Source organism: Micromonospora sp. I033, from assembly GCF_053890995.1.
Window position 1 is genome coordinate 16,408 of the sequence record NZ_JBSSLX010000046.1, and the last position, 17,516, is coordinate 33,923.

A 17,516-nucleotide genomic window follows, 5' to 3' on the forward strand; every position below is an offset into this window, starting at 1 on the left:
TCAGGCGGCCAGGTACTTCTCCAGGTCGTCGAGGATCTTGTTGGCGGCGCCGACGCCGATGCCGGTCATCCAGACCTCGTCGGAGACCACGTGCGCCTTGCCCGCCTTCACCGCGGACAGGCCCTTCCAGAGGCTGCCGGCGGTGACCTTCGCCTGCTCGGCGGCGGCCTTCTCGCCGTACGCGGTCACGAAGACCACGTCGCCGTCGACCTCGTTGACCCGCTCGGGGCTGACCAGGTCGAAGCGCTTGTCCTCCTTGCCCTCCAGCAGCTGCCGCTGGGGCCGGCCCAGGCCGGTGTCACCGATCACGATGCCGGAGAACGAGTCCGGGCCGTAGACCCGGATGTTGCCCGGGATGAAGCGCACGATGGAGACCTTCCGCGACGACGCGTCGCCGAGCTTCGCGCCGAAGTCCTTCGCCCGCTTCTCGTACGTGGCCAGCAGATCCTTGGCCTGCTGCTCCTTGCCGAGGGCCTTGCCGTCGAGGAGGAAGTTCTCCTTCCAGGTGATGCCCACCTTCTCGGTGAAGACGGTCGGGGCGATCGCGGACAGCTCGTCGTAGAACTTCTCCTGGCGGAACTTGCTGCCGAGGATCAGGTCCGGCTTGAGCGCGTTGATCGCCTCCAGGTCGGGCTCGGTGAGCACCCCGACCTCCTTGATGCCGGCGAGCTTGTCGGCGCCGAAGTAGGTGGGCCAGCTCTTCGCCTCGCCGGCGGTGGCCGCGCCGACCGGGGTGACGCCCAGCGAGAGCGCGGTGTCGATCTTGTCGGTGTCGAGCACCACCACGCGCTTCGGCTCGGCGGGCACCTTGCTGGTGCCCATCGCGTGGGTGATTTCCCGGGTCTCCCCGGCGCTGGTGCCGGCGACGGGATCGCTCTCCCCGCAGGCGGTGAGGCCCACGCCCAGGGCGAGGGCCGCGGTGAGAGCGGCGGCGAGACGACGCATGAAAGGGTCCTTTCCTTGTGACAGGTACGGGTCGGCGCGCGGTCAGGCGTCGCCGACGGAGGCGCCGGCCGGGGCCGGCGTGACGGCCGGAACGGCCGAGGTGTGGGTGAGGGCGGGCACCACGAGCGGGGCGCCGGTGACCGGGCAGGGCACGACCACGCAGTCGAGCCCGAAGACGTCGCGGACCAGGTCGGCGGTGAGGATCTCGCGCGGCGGGCCGGCGGCGACCACCGCGCCGGCGCGCATGGCGACCAGGTGATCGGCGTAGCGGGCGGCCTGGTTGAGGTCGTGCAGCACGGCGACCACGGTCCGGCCGCGCTCGGCGCGCAGCCGGTGCAGCAGGTCCAGCACCTCCACCTGGTGGGCCAGGTCGAGGAAGGTGGTCGGCTCGTCCAGCAGCAGCGCCTCGGTGTCCTGGGCCAGGGTCATGGCGATCCAGACCCGCTGCCGCTGCCCGCCGGAGAGGGTGTCCACCGGCCGGTCGGCGAGCTCGGTCACGTCGGCCATCGCCATGGCCGCCTCGACGGCCCGGCCGTCCTCCGCGGACCACTGCCGCCACCAGCGCTGATAGGGCTGGCGGCCCCGGCCGACCAGGTCGGCCACCGTGATCCCCTCGGGCACCAGCGGGCTCTGCGGCAGCACGCCGAGCCGCCGGGCCACCTCGCGGGTGGGCAGGTCGCGGATCGCCGTGCCGTCCAGCAGCACCGCGCCCCGGCGGGGGGTGAGCAGCCGGGCCATGGTGCGCAGCAGGGTGGACTTGCCGCAGGCGTTGGGGCCGACGATCACCGTGAACGCGTCGGCGGGCAGGTCGAGGTCCAGCCCGTCCAGCACGGTCCGGGTCTCGTAACCGACGACCAGGTCGCGGGTGGACAGCATCGCGGTCACGACCGCCTCCCTCGGGTCCGCAGCAGCAGGAAGATCAGGTAGGGGCCACCGATCGCCGCGGTGAGCACGCCGGCCGGGAGCTGGGTGGGGGCGAACAGCCGGCGGCCGGCCAGGTCGGCCAGCACCAGCAGCAGCGCCCCGAGCAGGGCGGAGCAGAGCAGCGGCGGCCGCTCCGCGCGGACCAGCCGCCGGGCGACCTGCGGGGCGACCAGCGCCACGAAGTCCACCGCGCCGACCTGGGCGGTGACGGTGGCGGCGGCCAGCACTCCGGTGGCGGCCAGGCCGACCCGGCGGGCCACCGGGCGCAGCCCGATCCCCCGGGCGGTGTCGTCGTCCAGCGCGGTGCTGCGCAGCGCCCAGCCGGCCCAGAGCAGCACGGGCAGCAGCGCCGCGAGGGTGCCGGCGATCCAGGCCGCCTCGGTCCAGCCCTTGCCGGCCAGGGTGCCGATCAGCCAGAGCTGGGCGCGCAGCCCGTCGATCGGGTCGGCGGCGAGCATGACCACCTCGGTCAGCGCCCGGAGCGCGAACGCCACCGCCACGCCGGCCAGTACGAAGCGCTGCGCGGCCAGGCCGTGCCGCGCCCCGAGGGCGAAGACCAGGACGGCCGCCGCCAGGCCGCCGACCAGCGCGGCCGGCGCCACCAGGACCGCCGCCGCGCCGCTGGTCAGGGCCACCGTGGCGGCCAGGCCGGCGCCCTGGGTGACGCCGATGACGTCGGGGCTGGCGAGCGGGTTGCGGGCCACGCTCTGGATCAGGGTGCCGGCCACGCCGAAGGCCGCTCCGGCCAGCGCCGCGAGCACCGCGCGGGGCAGCCGCAGGTCGAGCACCACGAGGTCGTACGGGGTGCCGGCGCCGGAGAGCGCGCGCAGCACGTCGGCCGGGGCCACGTACGGGGTGCCGAGCGAGAGGCTGAACACCACGGCGACGGCGAGCAGCAGGAACAGCGTGGCCGCGACCAGCACCGGCCGGCGGCGCACGGGCACGGCCAGCGACCCGACCCGCAGCAGCGACCGCCCGGGCAGCGCCGTCGTCGACGCGCTCATGCCGTCACGACCTTGGCGCGGCGGACCAGGAAGGCGAGCAGCGGGGCGCCGACCAGCGCGGTGATGATGCCGGCCGGGACCTCGCCGGGCGGGGCGACGAGCCGGCCGACCACGTCCGCGCCGAGCACCAGGGCCGGCCCGAGCAGCGCGGCGACCAGCAGGGTCCACCGGTGGTCGGCCCCGACCAGGGCCCGGGCCAGGTGCGGCACGGCCAGCCCGACGAAGGCGATCGGCCCGGCGGCGGCCACCGCGGCGCCGGTGAGCAGCACCCCGCCGACGCCGGCGGCGAGACGGACCAGGGCGATCCGGTGGCCCAGGCCGCGGGCGACGTCGTCGCCGAGGGCGAGGGCGTCCAGGCCCCGGGCGGCCAGCGCCGCGAGGAGCGTGCCGGCGAGGACGAACGGGAGCACCTGCCCGGCGACGCCGACGTCCCGGCCGGTGAGGCCGCCGACCACCCAGAACCGGTACTCCTCGAAGGTGCGGGCGTCGATGCTGAGCAGCGCGTACACGACGGCGCCGAGACCGGCGTCGAGGGCCGCGCCGACCAGCGCGAGGGTGACCGGGCTGGCGCCCTCGCGGGTGCGGTTGGCGACGGCGAAGACCAGCAGGCCGGCGAGGAGCGCCCCGGCGATGCCGAACCAGACGTACCCGGTGAGCGTGCTCACGCCGAAGACGGCGATGGCCAGCACCACCCCGAATGACGCGCCGGCGCTGACCCCGAGGATGCGCGGCTCGGCGAGCGGGTTGCGGGTGACGGCCTGGAAGAGCACCCCGGCCAGGGCCAGGGCGATCCCGACGACCAGCCCCAGGGCGGTGCGCGGCAGCCGCAGCTCGCGGACGATGGTGGTGGCCTCGCCGCTGTCCGGGGCGACCAGGGCGTGCCACACCTGGTCGACGGGGAGGTGGCGGCTGCCGAGCGCCAGGCTGGCCAGCAGCGCGACGATGAGCAGGAGCGCCGCCGCCACGGTGACCGCGAGGCGGCGGGGCACGCCACGGCGGGTGGGGGCGTCGGCCCGAGCGGGCCGGACGGCGACGGTGGTCACGGGGGGTGTTCGCCTCTCGGATTAGGTACGCCTTACCTTAACCGAGCTGGTTAGGCAGGCCTAACTCGGTTTCGTCGATGCGCGGGTTGCGCCTCCACCGGGGGGAGGCGGCAGGGTGGGCGGCATGGACGGTGCGACCCACTACTCGATCGGTGACCTGGCCCGGCGGGCCGGCCTGCCGGTGAAGACCATCCGCTTCTGGTCCGACCGCGGCATCGTGCCGCCGGCCGGCCGGGGCCCCACCGGTCACCGCCGCTACGGCCCCGATTCCCTGGCCCGCCTGGAGCTGGTGCGGACGCTGCGCGAGCTGGGCGTCGACCTGGCCACGGTGCGCCGGGTGGTGGAGCGGGAGGTCGGCCTGCCCGAGGTGGCCGCGGCGCACGCCGACGCCCTGGCCACCCAGATCCGGGTGCTGCGGCAGCGCCGCGCGGTGCTGACCGTGGTCGCCCGGCGCGGGTCCGACGCCGCCCGGGCCGACCTGCTGCACCGGCTGGCCGGGCTCGCCGAGGCGGAGCGCCGGCGGCTGGTCGACGAGTTGCTCGACCCCGCCTTCGCCGGCCTCACCGGGGCCGGGTTCGCCGGCATCCGCCGCTCGCTCACGCCGGAGCTGCCCGACGACCCCACCGACGAGCAGGTCGAGGCGTGGGTGGAGCTGGCCGAGCTGGCCCTGGACCCGGGCTTCCGGGCCGGCCTGCGCCGGCTCGCGGAGCACCACGCGGCCGACCGGGCGGGCGCGCCGGGCGTCCGCCGGGACGCCGTCGCCGTGGTCCGGGAGGAGGTCACCCCGGCGCTGGCCGCCGGCGTCGACCCGACCTCATCCCGGGCCGATCCGGTCGTCGCCGCGGCCACCAGCCGATACGCGACGCTCTGCGGCCACCCCGACGACGCCGACCTGCGCCGGCGGCTGCTGGACCGGCTGGAGGCCGCCGACGACCCGCGCCGGGAGCGGTACCTGCGCCTGCTCTCCGTGGTCAACGGGTGGCCGCCGGTGGAGAGCCTGGCGCCGGTGCTCGACTGGTCGATCCGGGCGCTGCGGGCCCGCCAGCCCCTACCCTGAGGACATGCGATTCGACCAGCACACCGTGGTGCTCCTGGTCCGCCCGGACGACGCGCCCGACCTGCCCCAGGACGCCCTCGACCGGCTCCAGGACGCGCACCTGGCCCACCAGGCTGGGCTGGTGGAGCAGGGCGCGGTCCTCGCCGCCGGGCCGTTCCTCGGCGGCGACGACGAGCGGATCCGCGGTTTCGTCGTGCTCTCGGTGGACCCGCAGATGGCCCGCGAGCTCTACGCCAACGACCCCGCCGTACGCGCCGGGCGGCTGCGGGCGCAGGTGCTGAGCTGGATGGTGCCGGAGGGCAACGTGCGCTTCGAGCAGGTGCCGGTGCCCCGCTCGATGCTGGAGGCCGCCGCCGGGGACTGACCGCCGGGCCCCCTCACTCCGCGCCCATCACCAGCCCCTCGATGGTGTGCTTCTGGCGGATCGGCACCAGGGTGTCGACCACGGGGCAGCGCAGGTGGGCCCGGACGAGCTCGGGCAGGCCGGCCCAGTAGTCCCGGGTGACCGCCATGTCGTGGTGGGCGGCGTTGCCCGCGCCCGGCGCGTCGACGCCGAGCACCAGCACGGGCCGGGCCAGGTCGCTGACGTTCGGGGTGCCCCGGTGGATGGTGAGCGCGGAGCGCGCCGAGATGTCGCCGCGCCGCGGATACTTGCGCACCGCGCGCGCCTCGTAGCGGGGGTACCGCTCCTTCGGCGGGAACATCTCGTGGTCGAAGTCGCGGCCGTCGTCCCACTGGGTGCCCGGCGCGATCTCGAACGGGCCCATCTCCTCCACGGTGTCCACGGTGGTCAGGTTGAAGGCCAGCGAGGTGAGCCGGCGCCGCAGCCGGGTCTCCTCGGGCATCGGGAAGTCCCGGTGCCAGGGCTGCGTCGCGGCGCCGGGAAAGGGGATGTCGAAGCCCAGCTCGACGATCTCGTAGTCGGGGCCGAGCACCGCGCGGCACACCGACACCACCCACGGGTGGGTGACCAGGTCGACGAAGCCGCGCAGCTGCTCCGGGTGGATCTCGACGTACCACCGCTCGGGGCCACGCCCGACCGCGCCGTCGGGCCGGGACCGGGCCTCCCGGAACGCCGCGTCGACGTCCTCGCCGACCTGCTCGACCCAGTCCACCGGGAAGGCGTCGCGGCAGGCGGTGATGCCGTCGCGGTAGAGATCGCCGAGCGCCTCGACCGGGGTCTCGTCCTCGAGCACGTGCGCTGTCATCGGGCCCTCCTCCTCCGGTGGACGACCCGAGTATTACAACGTTGTAGAAGCGCCGCAAGACCTCCGGCACGACTCCTGCGGGGGGTGGTCAGTCCTCGGCGGCCTGGCGGCTGCCGGGCACCACCGGCATCGGCCACACCCCGGTCCGCGGCGGCCCGACCGGGACCTCCACCTGGTGGTCCGACCAGACGTACGTCTCGGGGAGCAGGTCGGTCACCGGCACCGCGCGCAGCGCGTCCGGCGGGCCGACGATCACCCGGATCGACGGGAAGTAGTCGAGGAGCACCTGCCGGCACCGGCCGCAGGGCGGGATGACGCCCCGCCCCCGGTCCCCCACGGCGACGATGGTCTCCAGCTCGCCGGCGCCCTGGGTGGCGGCGGCGCCGATGGCCACCACCTCGGCGCACGGGCCACCGGTGAAGTGGTAGACGTTCACGCCGCTGAAGACCCGGCCGTCGGTGGTCCGCGCGGCGGCGGCGACGGTGTGGTTGTCGCTGCGGCAGCGCAACTTGGCGACGGCCATCGCGGCCTGCACCAGCGCCCGGTCCGTGTCGCGCATGATCATCCCGTCCCGTCGTCGACCTCGCTCGGCGGAAACTCTAGCCCGGCCACCCGCCCCGACCTGGGAGGGCACGCGGGGCCGCCGGCGGCCGGCCGAGGCCCCGGCGGCCCCCGCCGGTAACCCACGGGCGTTGGGCCGCGCGCCTGCCTATCCTTGGCGACGACATGCAGAAGCCAGCCGCACCCGCCGTAGCCGAGACCGCCCGCGACCTGCACCGCCGCCTCTCCGCCCTGATGTTCCGCGACCAGCGCCGGCTCCAGCGGCGGCTTGACGGGGTGCGGAAGCTGCGCGACCCGCAGCGGCGGGAGTCGGCGCTGACCGAGATCGCGACCGAGGTGGCCCGGGCCGAGGCGCGGCTGGCGGCCCGGCGGGCCGCCGTGCCGGCGATCACCTATCCGGCGCAACTGCCGGTCAGCGAGCGCAAGGACGACCTCGCCGAGGCCATCCGCGACCACCAGGTGGTGATCGTGGCCGGCGAGACCGGCTCGGGCAAGACCACCCAGCTGCCCAAGATCTGCCTGGAGCTGGGCCGCGGCGTCACCGGGCTCATCGGCCACACCCAGCCCCGCCGGCTCGCCGCCCGGACGGTGGCGGACCGGATCGCCGAGGAGCTCGGCACCGAGCTGGGCGACGTGGTCGGCTACAAGGTGCGCTTCACCGACCAGGTCGGCGAGAACAGCCTGGTCAAGCTGATGACCGACGGCATCCTGCTGGCCGAGTTGCAGACCGACCGGATGCTGCGGCAGTACGACACGCTGATCATCGACGAGGCGCACGAGCGCAGCCTCAACATCGACTTCATCCTCGGCTACCTCCGGCAGCTCCTCCCCCGCCGCCCCGACCTCAAGGTGGTCATCACCTCGGCGACCATCGAGACCGACCGGTTCGCGAAGCACTTCGCCGACGCCGACGGCAACCCCGCGCCGGTCGTCGAGGTGTCCGGGCGGACCTACCCGGTGGAGGTGCGCTACCGGCCGCTGGTCGAGGTGACCGAGGCCGAGGAGGAGGACGAGGCCGACGAGGAGAACGTCCGGGACCAGATCCAGGCCATCGGCGACGCGGTCGAGGAACTGGCCGCCGAGGGGCCGGGCGACATCCTGGTCTTCCTCAGCGGCGAGCGGGAGATCCGGGACACCGCCGACGCGCTCGGCAAGCTCGTGCAGAAGAAGCGGTCCCTGCTCGGGACCGAGATCCTCCCGCTCTACGCCCGGCTCTCCACGGCCGAGCAGCACCGGGTCTTCGCCCCGCACGCCGGGCGCCGGGTGGTGCTCGCCACCAACGTCGCGGAGACCTCGCTGACCGTTCCCGGGATCAAGTACGTGGTGGACCCGGGCACGGCCCGGATCTCCCGCTACTCCAGCCGGCTCAAGGTGCAGCGGCTGCCGATCGAGCCGGTCTCCCAGGCCTCGGCCAACCAGCGCAAGGGGCGCTGCGGCCGGACCTCGGACGGCATCTGCATCCGCCTCTACGACGAGCAGGACTTCGAGAACCGGCCGGAGTTCACCGACCCGGAGATCCTGCGTACCAACCTGGCCTCGGTCATCCTCCAGATGACCTCGATCGGGCTCGGCGACATCGGTGCCTTCCCGTTCATCGACCCGCCGGACCGGCGCAACGTCACCGACGGCGTGAACCTGCTGCACGAGCTGGGCGCGCTGGACCCGGCCGAGACCGACCCGGCGAAGCGCCTCACCCCGCTCGGCCGGCGGCTGGCCCAGCTCCCGGTCGACCCGCGGCTGGCCCGGATGGTCCTGGAGGGCGAGCGCAACGGCTGCGCCACCGAGGTCGTGGTGATCGCCGCCGCGCTCTCCATTCAGGACCCGCGCGAGCGGCCGGCCGACAAGCAGGCCCAGGCCGACCAGGCGCACGCCCGGTTCGCCGACAAGGAGTCGGACTTCGTCGCGTACCTGAACCTGTGGCGCTACCTGCGGCAGCAGCAGCGGGAGCTGTCCTCCAGCGCGTTCCGGCGGATGTGCAAGGCGGAGTACCTCAACTACCTGCGGGTACGCGAGTGGCAGGACATCGTCAGCCAGCTGCGCCAGGTGCTGCGTACCTCGGACAAGGGTGACGGCCGGCGCGGCGGCGGCGCGGACCTGCCCGAGGAGATCGACACCCCGAAGGTGCACCAGTCCCTGCTGCCCGGCCTGCTCTCCCACCTCGGTCTCAAGGACGCGCAGAAGCACGAGTACCTGGGGGCGCGCGGGGCGAAGTTCGCGATCTTCCCGGGCTCGGCGCTGTTCAGGAAGCCGCCGCGCTGGGTGATGGCCGCCGAGCTGGTGGAGACCTCCCGGCTCTGGGGCCGGGTGGCCGGCCGGGTCGAGCCGGAGTGGGTCGAGCCGCTCGCCCAGCACCTGGTGAAGCGCAGCTACAGCGAGCCGCACTGGGAGAAGAAGCAGGCCGCCGTGATGGCCTACGAGAAGGTCACCCTGTACGGCATTCCGATCGTCACCTCCCGCAAGGTCAATTTCGGCCGGATCGACCCGGCGCTGAGCCGCGAGCTGTTCATCCGGCACGCCCTCGTCGAGGGCGACTGGCAGACCCACCACCAGTTCTGGCGGGACAACCAGCGGCTGCTGGCCGACGTCGAGGAGCTGGAGAACCGGGCCCGGCGGCGGGACATCCTGGTCGACGACGAGACGATCTTCCACTTCTACGACCAGCGGATCCCCGCCGACGTGGTCTCGGGCCGGCACTTCGACACCTGGTGGAAGAAGACCCGGCGGGAGCAGCCGGAGCTGCTCACCTTCACCCGCGAGCTGCTGATCAACTCCGGCCGCGGCGGCGTGGACGAGTCCGAGTATCCGGACGAGTGGCGGGCCGACGGGGTCACCCTCCCGCTGACCTACACCTTCGACCCCGGCACCCCGACCGACGGGGTCACCGTGGACATCCCGCTGCCGCTGCTCAACCAGGTGCCGGCGGAGAGCTTCGACTGGCAGGTGCCCGGCCTGCGCGAGGAACTGGTCGTCGCGCTGATCCGGTCGCTGCCGAAGCCGATCCGGCGCAACTTCGTGCCGGTGCCCGACTACGCCCGGGCGGCCCTCGCGTCGATCACGCCCGGCGAGGAGCCGCTGCTCGACGCGCTCACCCGGCAGCTGCGCCGGATGACCGGGGTGACCGTCCCGCGGGACGCCTGGGACCTGGGCAAGCTGCCGCCGCACCTGCGGGTCACCTTCCGGGTGCTCGGCGAGGACGACAAGCCGGTCGCCGAGGGCAAGGACCTGCCGGCCCTGCAACGCGAGCTGCGCCAGGAGGTACGCCAGGTCGTGGCCGCCGCCGCGCCGGACGTGGCGCGGACCGGTCTGACGGAGTGGGCCGTCGGCACCCTGCCGCGCACCATCGAGCAGGTCCGGGCGGGATACGCGGTGACCGCGTACCCGGCCCTTGTCGACGAGGGCACGAGCGTCGGGGTGAAGGTGTTCGACTCGCCCGCCGAGCAGGAGGCCGCGCACTGGGCCGGCACCCGGCGGCTGCTCCGGCTGACCGTGCCGTCCCCGGCGAAGTTCCTCCAGGGGCGGCTCAGCAACGAGGCCAAGCTGGCACTGTCGCGCAACCCGCACGGCGGGGTGCCGGCGCTGATCGAGGACGCGGCCGGCGCGGCCATCGACAAGCTGATGGCGGACGCCGGCGGCCCGGCCTGGGACGCGGAGGGTTTCGCCGCCCTGCGCGAACGGGTCCGCGCCGACCTGGTCGACACCGTCGTCGAGGTGATGGGCCGGGTCCGGCAGGTGCTGGCCGCCGCGTACGCGGTGGAGCAGCGGCTCGGCGCCACCCGGAACCTGGCCGTGGTGGCCGCGCTGGCCGACATCCGCAACCAGCTCGGTGGCCTGGTGCACAAGGGCTTCATCACCGAGGCCGGGTACGCCCGCCTGCCCGACCTGCTGCGCTACCTGACCGCGATCGAGCGCCGGCTGGACCGGCTGCCCGGCAACCCGCAGCGGGACAAGCAGCAGCAGGACCGGATCGCGGTGGTGCAGAAGGAGTACCAGGACCTGCTCGCCGCGCTGCCGCCCGCGAAGCGGCAGTCCACGGCGGTGCGGCAGATCCGCTGGATGATCGAGGAGCTGCGGGTGAACGTGTTCGCCCAGGCGCTCGGCACCCCGTACCCGGTCTCCGAGCAGCGCATCTACCGCGCCATGGACGACGCCGAGGGCCGCTAGAGCGGCTCCACGCCGGGCGGGAGCTGGTCGTCGGCGGTGGCGTCCTGGACGTACTCCAGCAGGATGCGGCGCAGCTCGCGGCCGGCGTGGGTGGGCACCACGTCGCGGCGGCGGGCCACCGCGATGGTCCGGCGCACGCCGGGCGGGGCGAGCCGGGTGACCCGGATGCCCGGCCGGCGGGTGACCGCGATGCCGGGCACCAGGGCCGCGCCGAGCCCGGCCTCGACGAAACTGAGCACGGCGTCCAGCTCACCGCCGTCCACCGACAGGGTCGGCTCGAAGCCGGCCGCCCGGCACGCCTGGAGGGTGGCGTCGCGCAGGTCGTAGCCCTGCCGGAACATCACCAGGGGCTGGTCGCGCAGGTCGGTGATGCGCACCTGCCCGGTGGCGGAGGTGGCCGGCAGCGGGTCGACCGAGGCGACCACCAGGCTCTCCCGCAGGATCGGGTCGGCGCGCAGCCCGGGGTCGGTGCCGGTCGCGGGCATGATGATCAGCGCCAGGTCGAGGTCGCCGCGGAGCAGGTCGCGGACCAGATCCTGCGAGCCGCCCTCCTCGACGCGCAGGTCGACGGTGGGGTGGGCGTCGCGGAACCGGCGCAGCACCGGGGGCGCCAGCGAGGTGGCGAGGCTGGGCGTGGCGCCGAGCCGGACCCGGCCCCGGCGCAGCCCGACCAGCTCCTGCACCTCCCGGGTGGCGGTCTCCACGTCGGCGAGGATCCGCTTGGCCAGCGGCAGCAGCACCTCGCCGGCCGCGGTGAGGGCGATGTTGCCCCTTACCCGTTCGAAGAGCGGGGCCCCCAGGTCGGTCTCCAGGGCGTGAATTTGCTTACTCAGTGAGGGCTGGGTGATGCCCACCAGATCGGCAGCTTGGGTGAAATGTCGTACTTCTGCGACCGCTACGAAGTACCGGAGCTGATGGAGCTGCATCTGAATAGCTTATGGCTATCAAGACTGCGAAGTCGATGCATTGGACGCCTGATCAAACTGCTCCTAGCGTCGGTCGTGTGGTAATCACGAAAACTCGGTCGCCCATCCGCTCGAATGTCGGCCTCAAGGCCGTCATGGCGGTGACGGGCATCATCCTGGTGCTGTTCCTGGTCGCGCACATGCTCGGCAACCTGAAGATCTTCACGGGCGAGACCTCGTTCGACCACTACGCGCACTGGCTGCGCGAGATCGGGACGCCGCTGCTGCCGACGACCTGGTACCTGTGGATCCAGCGCACGGCGCTCACCGTGGCCGTGCTGGCGCACATCGTCTCGGCCACCGTGCTGGCGAGGCGCGCCCGGGCCGCCCGCCCGGTGCAGTACGCGCACCGCAGGAAGATCCACGTCAACTACGCGGCCCGCACGATGCGCTGGGGTGGTGTGATCATCCTGCTCTTCGTGATCTACCACATCCTGGACCTGACCACCGGCCACCTGAACCCGCAGGGTGACGCCGCCAACCCGTACGGCAACGTGGTCCAGGACTTCGCCCCGGGCCGCTGGTACGTCACGCTCTTCTACACCCTGGCGATCGTCACGCTCGGCTTCCACCTGCGGCACGGCGCCTTCAGCGCGTTCCGCAGCCTCGGCCAGCAGACCCCCAAGGGCGAGCGCCGGGCGCGCGCCGCGGCCCTGGTCTTCGCCGTCGCGCTCTGCGTCGGCTACCTGGTGGTCCCGTTCGCCGTACTCACCGGATTGGTGGCCTGACATGGATCTCTACACCACCGGCGACCCGATCGCCGACACCAAGGCTCCGGACGGCCCCATCGAGACCCGCTGGGAGCGCCACCGGTTCGAGATGAAGCTGGTCAACCCGGCCAACCGGCGGAAGCTCACGGTGATCGTGGTGGGCACCGGCCTGGCCGGCGGCTCCGCCGCGGCGACGCTGGCCGAGCAGGGCTACCACGTGAAGTCCTACTGCTACCAGGACAGCCCGCGCCGGGCCCACTCGATCGCCGCGCAGGGCGGCATCAACGCCGCCAAGAACTACCGCAACGACGGCGACTCGGTGCACCGGCTCTTCTACGACACCGTCAAGGGTGGCGACTTCCGCTCCCGCGAGTCGAACGTCCACCGGCTGGCCGAGGTCTCGGTCAACATCATCGACCAGTGCGTCGCCCAGGGCGTCCCGTTCGCCCGCGAGTACGGCGGCCTGCTCGACACCCGCTCCTTCGGCGGCGCGCAGGTGCAGCGCACCTTCTACGCTCGGGGCCAGACGGGCCAGCAGCTGCTGCTCGGCGCGTACCAGGCGCTGGAGCGGCAGATCGGCCTGGGCAACGTGGAGATGAACGCCCGGCACGAGATGCTCGAGCTGGTGATCGTCGACGGCCGGGCCCGCGGCATCGTGGTCCGCGACCTGGTCACCGGCGAGATCAGCACCGAGATGGCCGACGCGGTCGTGCTCGCCTCCGGCGGCTACGGCAACGTCTTCTACCTCTCCACCAACGCCAAGGGCTGCAACGTCACCGCCTCCTGGCGGGCGCACCGCAAGGGCGCGTACTTCGCCAACCCCTGCTACACGCAGATCCACCCGACCTGCATCCCGGTCTCCGGCGACCACCAGTCGAAGCTGACCCTGATGAGCGAGTCGCTGCGCAACGACGGCCGGGTGTGGGTGCCGAAGGCCAAGGGCGACGACCGCAGCCCGAAGGACATCCCCGAGGACGAGCGGGACTACTACCTGGAGCGGATCTACCCCTCCTTCGGCAACCTGGTCCCCCGGGACATCGCCTCCCGCGCCGCCAAGAACGTCTGCGACGAGGGGCGCGGCGTCGGCCCGGGCGGGCTCGGCGTCTACCTCGACTTCGCCGACGCGATCAAGCGGCTCGGCCGCAAGGCCATCGAGGCGAAGTACGGCAACCTCTTCGAGATGTACGAGCGGATCACCGGCGAGGACCCGTACGAGGTCCCGATGCGGATCTACCCCGCCGTGCACTACACGATGGGCGGCCTCTGGGTCGACTACGACCTGCAGTCGACCATCCCGGGCCTGTTCGTGATCGGCGAGGCGAACTTCTCCGACCACGGCGCGAACCGGCTCGGCGCCTCGGCGCTGATGCAGGGCCTGGCCGACGGCTACTTCGTGCTGCCGAACACCATCGCCAACTACCTGGCCGCGGGCTCCTTGGAGAAGGTCGACGCCAGCCACCCCGAGGCGGTGGCGGCGCGGACCGAGGTCGAGGAGCGGCTCCAGCGGCTGCTGGCGATCAACGGCGACCGGACCGTGGACTCGTTCCACCGGGAGCTGGGCCAGATCATGTGGGAGCACTGCGGCATGGAGCGCTCCGAGGCCGGGCTGCGCAAGGCGATCGACGAGATCCGCACGCTGCGCGACGAGTTCTGGCAGCGGGTCCGCGTGCCGGGCGACGGCGAGGGGCTCAACCAGTCGCTGGAGAAGGCCGGCCGGGTGGCCGACTTCTTCGAGCTGGCCGAGCTCATGTGCATCGACGCCCTGCACCGCGAGGAGTCCTGCGGCGGCCACTTCCGGGCCGAGCACCAGACCCCCGACGGTGAGGCCCAGCGCGACGACGAGCGGTTCTCCTACGTGGCGGCCTGGGAGTACGCCGGCAGCGGCCAGCCCGTGCTGCACAAGGAAGACCTGACCTTCGAATACGTCCACCCCACGCAGCGGAGCTACAAGTGAACCTGACCCTGCGCATCTGGCGCCAGAAGGGCCCTGAGGACAAGGGTCAGATGGTGACCTACCAGGTGCAGGACGTGTCCCCGGACATGTCCTTCCTGGAGATGCTCGACGTGCTCAACGAGCGGCTCATCCTGGACGGCGACGAGCCGGTCGCGTTCGACCACGACTGCCGCGAGGGCATCTGCGGCATGTGCAGCCTCATGATCAACGGTGAGGCGCACGGCCCGCAGCGCGGCACCACCGCCTGCCAGCTGCACATGCGGCAGTTCTCCGACGGCGACACGATCGACATCGAGCCGTGGCGGGCGCGGGCCTTCCCGGTCGTCAAGGACCTGGTGGTCAACCGGAACGCCTTCGACAAGATCATCTCCGCCGGTGGCTACATCACCGCGCCGACCGGCAGCGCCCCCGAGGCGCACTCCACCCCGGTGGCCAAGGCCGACGCGGACGCCGCCTTCTCCTCGGCGGCCTGCATCGGCTGCGGCGCCTGCGTGGCGGCCTGCCCGAACGGCTCCGGCATGCTGTTCACCGCCGCCAAGATCACCCAGCTCTCGCTGCTGCCGCAGGGCCAGCCCGAGCGGTACACCCGGGTGATCGGCATGGTGGACGCGCACGACGAGGCCGGCTTCGGCGGCTGCACCAACATCGGCGAGTGCGCGACGGCCTGCCCCAAGGGCATCCCGCTGAACACCATCGGCCGGCTCAACCGGGACTACCTCAAGGCGACCTCGAAGCGCGCCGGCACCCCGGGCTCCTGAGCCCCGGCCGTCGAGCCATTCCGACCGCCGCGCCCCGCATCCGGGGGCGCGGCGGTCGCCCTTTTCCGGGGTACGCGCGGGCGCCCCGCCGCCGGTTCAACCCCTCCCCGGCGGGTAGCAGTCCCATGGACGGCACCGAAGAGGGGACATTCAGGCATGAAGGCACTGACCTGGCAAGGCAAGCGTGACGTCCGCGTCGAGGACGTACCGGACCCCCGGATCGAGGAGCCGACCGACGCGATCATCCGGATCACCTCGACGGCGATCTGCGGCTCCGACCTGCACCTGTACGAGGTGCTCGGGCCGTACCTGAAGCCGGGCGACGTGCTCGGGCACGAGCCGATGGGCGTCGTCGAGGAGGTCGGCCCCGGGGTGACCCGGCTCAAGCCCGGCGACCGCGTGGTCGTCCCGTTCAACATCGCCTGCGGCTCGTGCTGGATGTGCGACCGCCAGCTCTACGCCCAGTGCGAGACCACCCAGGTGACCAGCGAGGGCAAGGGCGCCGCGCTGTTCGGCTACACCTCGCTCTACGGTTCCGTCCCGGGCGGACAGGCCGAGTACCTGCGGGTGCCGCAGGCCCAGTTCGGCCCGATCAAGATCCCGGAGACCGGGCCCGACGAGCGCTGGCTCTACCTCTCCGACATCCTGCCCACCGCCTGGCAGGCGGTGAAGTACGCGGACACCCCGCCCGGCGGCACCCTGGCCGTGTTCGGCCTCGGCCCGGTGGGGCAGTTCTGCGCCCGGATCGGCCGGCACCTCGGCGCCGGCCGGGTGATCGGCCTGGACCTGGTACCGGAACGGCTGGAGATGGCCCGCCGGCACGGCATCGAGGTGCTCGACGTCAGCCAGCTCGACGACGTGCCCGGGGCGCTCATCGACCTGGTCGACGGGCGCGGCCCGGACGCGGTGATCGACGCGGTCGGCATGGAGGCGCACGGCGCGCCGCTGGGCAAGGTCGCCCAGGCCGCCGCCGGGCTGCTGCCGGACAAGCTGGCCCAGACCATGACCGACAAGGCCGGTGTGGACCGGCTCGTGGTGCTGCACGCCGCGGTCAAGGGGGTCCGGCGCGGCGGCACCGTGTCGATCTCCGGCGTGTACGGCGGCGAGCAGGACCCGATGCCGCTCATGGAGATGTTCGACCGGGGCGTCCAGCTGCGCATGGGGCAGTGCCACGTGAAGCGCTGGATCGACGAGATCATGCCGCTGCTCGCCGGCGACGACGACCCGCTCGGCGTCGAGGACCTGCGGACCCACCGGCTGCCGCTGGCGCGGGCGCCGCAGGCGTACGAGATGTTCCAGAAGAAGCAGGACGGCTGCGTCAAGGTCGTGCTCGAACCGTGAGCCGGACGGTGGTGGTCACCGGCGCGACCAGCGGGATCGGCCGGGCGGCGGCCCGGGAGTTCGCCGGACGCGGGGACCGCCTGGTCCTCGCGGCCCGCTCCCCCGCCACCCTGGCCGAGGTACGCGACGAGTGCCGGGCGGCCGGCGCCGAGGTGCTCACCGTACCGATGGACGTCGCCACGCCCGGCGCGGTGGCCGCGCTGGCCGACGCCGCGGAGGCGGAGTTCGGCGGCTTCGACGCCTGGGTGCACACCGCCGCCGTGATGGCCTACGGCCGCTTCGACGAGACCCCCGCCGACGTCTTCGACCAGGTGGTCCGCACCGACCTGCTGGCCGCGGCCGAGGTGGCCCGGGTGGCGCTGTGCCGTTTCCGGGACGCCTCGGCCGGCACCCTCATCCTCACCGGCTCGGTCCTCGGGCACATCACCGCGCCCTACATGAGCGGCTACGTGGCGGCAAAGTGGGGCCTGCAGGGGCTCACCCGGGTGTTGCAGCAGGAGGCCCGGGAAACCCCCGGCGTGCGGATCTGTCTGATCAACCCGGGCAGCGTCGACACGCCGGTCTACCAGCAGGCGGCCAACTACCTGGGCCGGGCCGGCCGGCCGCCGCCGCCGATCACCACGCCGGAGCGGGTGGCCCGGGCCATGGCGGACTGCGTCGACCGGCCCCGCCGGGAGGTCTCGGTGGGGCGGCTCAACGTCGTCATGCGGTTCGGTTTCACGGTGCTCCCCGGCGTGTACGACGTGCTGGTGGGGCCGCTGATGCGGCTCGCCGGGCTGAGCGACCGGCCGGTCGCTCCGCACCCGGGCATCGTCTTCGCGCCGAACCCGGCCGGCGAGTCCGTCCGGGGCGGCTGGCTGCCCGACGTGTCACGGGCGGTCCGGT

Annotated in this window: 15 protein-coding genes; 8 read left to right on the forward strand and 7 right to left on the reverse strand. The window is 73.3% G+C overall.

Features of this window, described 5'->3' with window-relative positions; genetic code table 11:
- Genes ACW0Q9_RS11000 through ACW0Q9_RS11015 form a run of 4 tightly spaced genes read right to left on the reverse strand, consistent with a single transcriptional unit; the run spans position 1 to position 3,916 of the window.
- Positions 1–945 (reverse strand): ABC transporter substrate-binding protein, encoded by a 945-nt coding sequence (locus tag ACW0Q9_RS11000; protein ID WP_456180206.1) that lies wholly within the window; start codon positions 943–945, stop codon positions 1–3.
- A 42-nt stretch (positions 946–987) separates the two neighbouring features.
- On the reverse strand, positions 988–1,830 hold the full coding sequence (locus tag ACW0Q9_RS11005) for an ABC transporter ATP-binding protein (RefSeq protein ID WP_456180208.1): 843 nt from the start codon (positions 1,828–1,830) through the stop codon (positions 988–990).
- Complete coding sequence (locus tag ACW0Q9_RS11010) at positions 1,827–2,873, reverse strand: FecCD family ABC transporter permease (protein WP_456180210.1); 1,047 nt, start codon at positions 2,871–2,873, stop codon at positions 1,827–1,829. The genes ACW0Q9_RS11005 and ACW0Q9_RS11010 overlap by 4 nt, the downstream gene beginning before the upstream one ends.
- Entirely contained in the window at positions 2,870–3,916 is a 1,047-nt protein-coding gene (locus ACW0Q9_RS11015; RefSeq protein ID WP_456180212.1) for a FecCD family ABC transporter permease, read from the reverse strand. The genes ACW0Q9_RS11010 and ACW0Q9_RS11015 overlap by 4 nt, the downstream gene beginning before the upstream one ends.
- A gap of 124 nt (positions 3,917–4,040) precedes the next feature.
- Here ACW0Q9_RS11015 and ACW0Q9_RS11020 point away from each other — a divergent pair, with 124 nt between their 5' ends.
- On the forward strand, positions 4,041–4,973 hold the full coding sequence (locus ACW0Q9_RS11020; RefSeq protein WP_456180214.1) for a MerR family transcriptional regulator: 933 nt from the start codon (positions 4,041–4,043) through the stop codon (positions 4,971–4,973).
- A gap of 4 nt (positions 4,974–4,977) precedes the next feature.
- Positions 4,978–5,337 (forward strand): YciI family protein, encoded by a 360-nt coding sequence (locus tag ACW0Q9_RS11025; protein WP_456180216.1) that lies wholly within the window; start codon positions 4,978–4,980, stop codon positions 5,335–5,337.
- A gap of 13 nt (positions 5,338–5,350) precedes the next feature.
- Here ACW0Q9_RS11025 and ACW0Q9_RS11030 read toward each other — a convergent pair whose 3' ends face one another.
- Positions 5,351–6,181 carry a phytanoyl-CoA dioxygenase family protein gene (locus ACW0Q9_RS11030; RefSeq protein WP_456180218.1) on the reverse strand — a complete coding sequence of 277 codons (831 nt, stop codon included), beginning with the start codon at positions 6,179–6,181 and terminating at the stop codon, positions 5,351–5,353.
- Positions 6,182–6,269: 88 nt separating this feature from the next.
- On the reverse strand, positions 6,270–6,740 hold the full coding sequence (locus ACW0Q9_RS11035; RefSeq protein ID WP_357947952.1) for a cytidine deaminase family protein: 471 nt from the start codon (positions 6,738–6,740) through the stop codon (positions 6,270–6,272).
- Positions 6,741–6,907: 167 nt separating this feature from the next.
- Between ACW0Q9_RS11035 and hrpA the strand changes: the two genes are divergently transcribed.
- Positions 6,908–10,903 (forward strand): ATP-dependent RNA helicase HrpA, encoded by a 3,996-nt coding sequence (hrpA, locus tag ACW0Q9_RS11040; protein ID WP_456180220.1) that lies wholly within the window; start codon positions 6,908–6,910, stop codon positions 10,901–10,903.
- Here the strand turns inward: hrpA and ACW0Q9_RS11045 are convergent.
- Entirely contained in the window at positions 10,900–11,835 is a 936-nt protein-coding gene (locus ACW0Q9_RS11045; RefSeq protein WP_456180232.1) for a LysR family transcriptional regulator, read from the reverse strand. The genes hrpA and ACW0Q9_RS11045 overlap by 4 nt on opposite strands.
- A 29-nt stretch (positions 11,836–11,864) precedes the next feature.
- Between ACW0Q9_RS11045 and ACW0Q9_RS11050 the strand changes: the two genes are divergently transcribed.
- The 5 genes from ACW0Q9_RS11050 to ACW0Q9_RS11070 form a co-directional block, all read left to right on the forward strand.
- A complete protein-coding gene (locus ACW0Q9_RS11050; RefSeq protein ID WP_456180222.1) occupies positions 11,865–12,596 on the forward strand; it encodes a succinate dehydrogenase cytochrome b subunit in 732 nt (243 codons plus the stop codon).
- Between the two features lies 1 nt (position 12,597).
- The gene (locus tag ACW0Q9_RS11055; protein WP_456180224.1) at positions 12,598–14,532 is read left to right on the forward strand and encodes a fumarate reductase/succinate dehydrogenase flavoprotein subunit; all 1,935 of its coding nucleotides are present in this window, start codon (positions 12,598–12,600) and stop codon (positions 14,530–14,532) included.
- The gene (locus ACW0Q9_RS11060; RefSeq protein ID WP_456180226.1) at positions 14,529–15,290 is read left to right on the forward strand and encodes a succinate dehydrogenase/fumarate reductase iron-sulfur subunit; all 762 of its coding nucleotides are present in this window, start codon (positions 14,529–14,531) and stop codon (positions 15,288–15,290) included. The genes ACW0Q9_RS11055 and ACW0Q9_RS11060 overlap by 4 nt, the downstream gene beginning before the upstream one ends.
- Before the next feature lie 156 nt (positions 15,291–15,446).
- Positions 15,447–16,631 (forward strand): zinc-dependent alcohol dehydrogenase, encoded by a 1,185-nt coding sequence (locus tag ACW0Q9_RS11065; RefSeq protein ID WP_456180228.1) that lies wholly within the window; start codon positions 15,447–15,449, stop codon positions 16,629–16,631.
- The coding region (locus tag ACW0Q9_RS11070; protein WP_456180230.1) for an SDR family NAD(P)-dependent oxidoreductase at positions 16,628–17,516 on the forward strand (889 nt) is incomplete at its 3' end. The genes ACW0Q9_RS11065 and ACW0Q9_RS11070, both read left to right, overlap by 4 nt.

Coding starts and splice junctions, on each gene's coding strand:
- hrpA (WP_456180220.1), top strand. CDS start 6,908: ATGCAGAAGCCAGCCGCACCCGCCGTAGCCGAGACCGCCCGCGACCTG.
- ACW0Q9_RS11055 (WP_456180224.1), top strand. CDS start 12,598: ATGGATCTCTACACCACCGGCGACCCGATCGCCGACACCAAGGCTCCG.
- ACW0Q9_RS11000 (WP_456180206.1), bottom strand. CDS start 945: ATGCGTCGTCTCGCCGCCGCTCTCACCGCGGCCCTCGCCCTGGGCGTG.
- ACW0Q9_RS11025 (WP_456180216.1), top strand. CDS start 4,978: ATGCGATTCGACCAGCACACCGTGGTGCTCCTGGTCCGCCCGGACGAC.
- ACW0Q9_RS11065 (WP_456180228.1), top strand. CDS start 15,447: ATGAAGGCACTGACCTGGCAAGGCAAGCGTGACGTCCGCGTCGAGGAC.
- ACW0Q9_RS11030 (WP_456180218.1), bottom strand. CDS start 6,181: ATGACAGCGCACGTGCTCGAGGACGAGACCCCGGTCGAGGCGCTCGGC.
- ACW0Q9_RS11020 (WP_456180214.1), top strand. CDS start 4,041: ATGGACGGTGCGACCCACTACTCGATCGGTGACCTGGCCCGGCGGGCC.
- ACW0Q9_RS11035 (WP_357947952.1), bottom strand. CDS start 6,740: ATGCGCGACACGGACCGGGCGCTGGTGCAGGCCGCGATGGCCGTCGCC.
- ACW0Q9_RS11010 (WP_456180210.1), bottom strand. CDS start 2,873: ATGAGCGCGTCGACGACGGCGCTGCCCGGGCGGTCGCTGCTGCGGGTC.
- ACW0Q9_RS11050 (WP_456180222.1), top strand. CDS start 11,865: ATGCATTGGACGCCTGATCAAACTGCTCCTAGCGTCGGTCGTGTGGTA.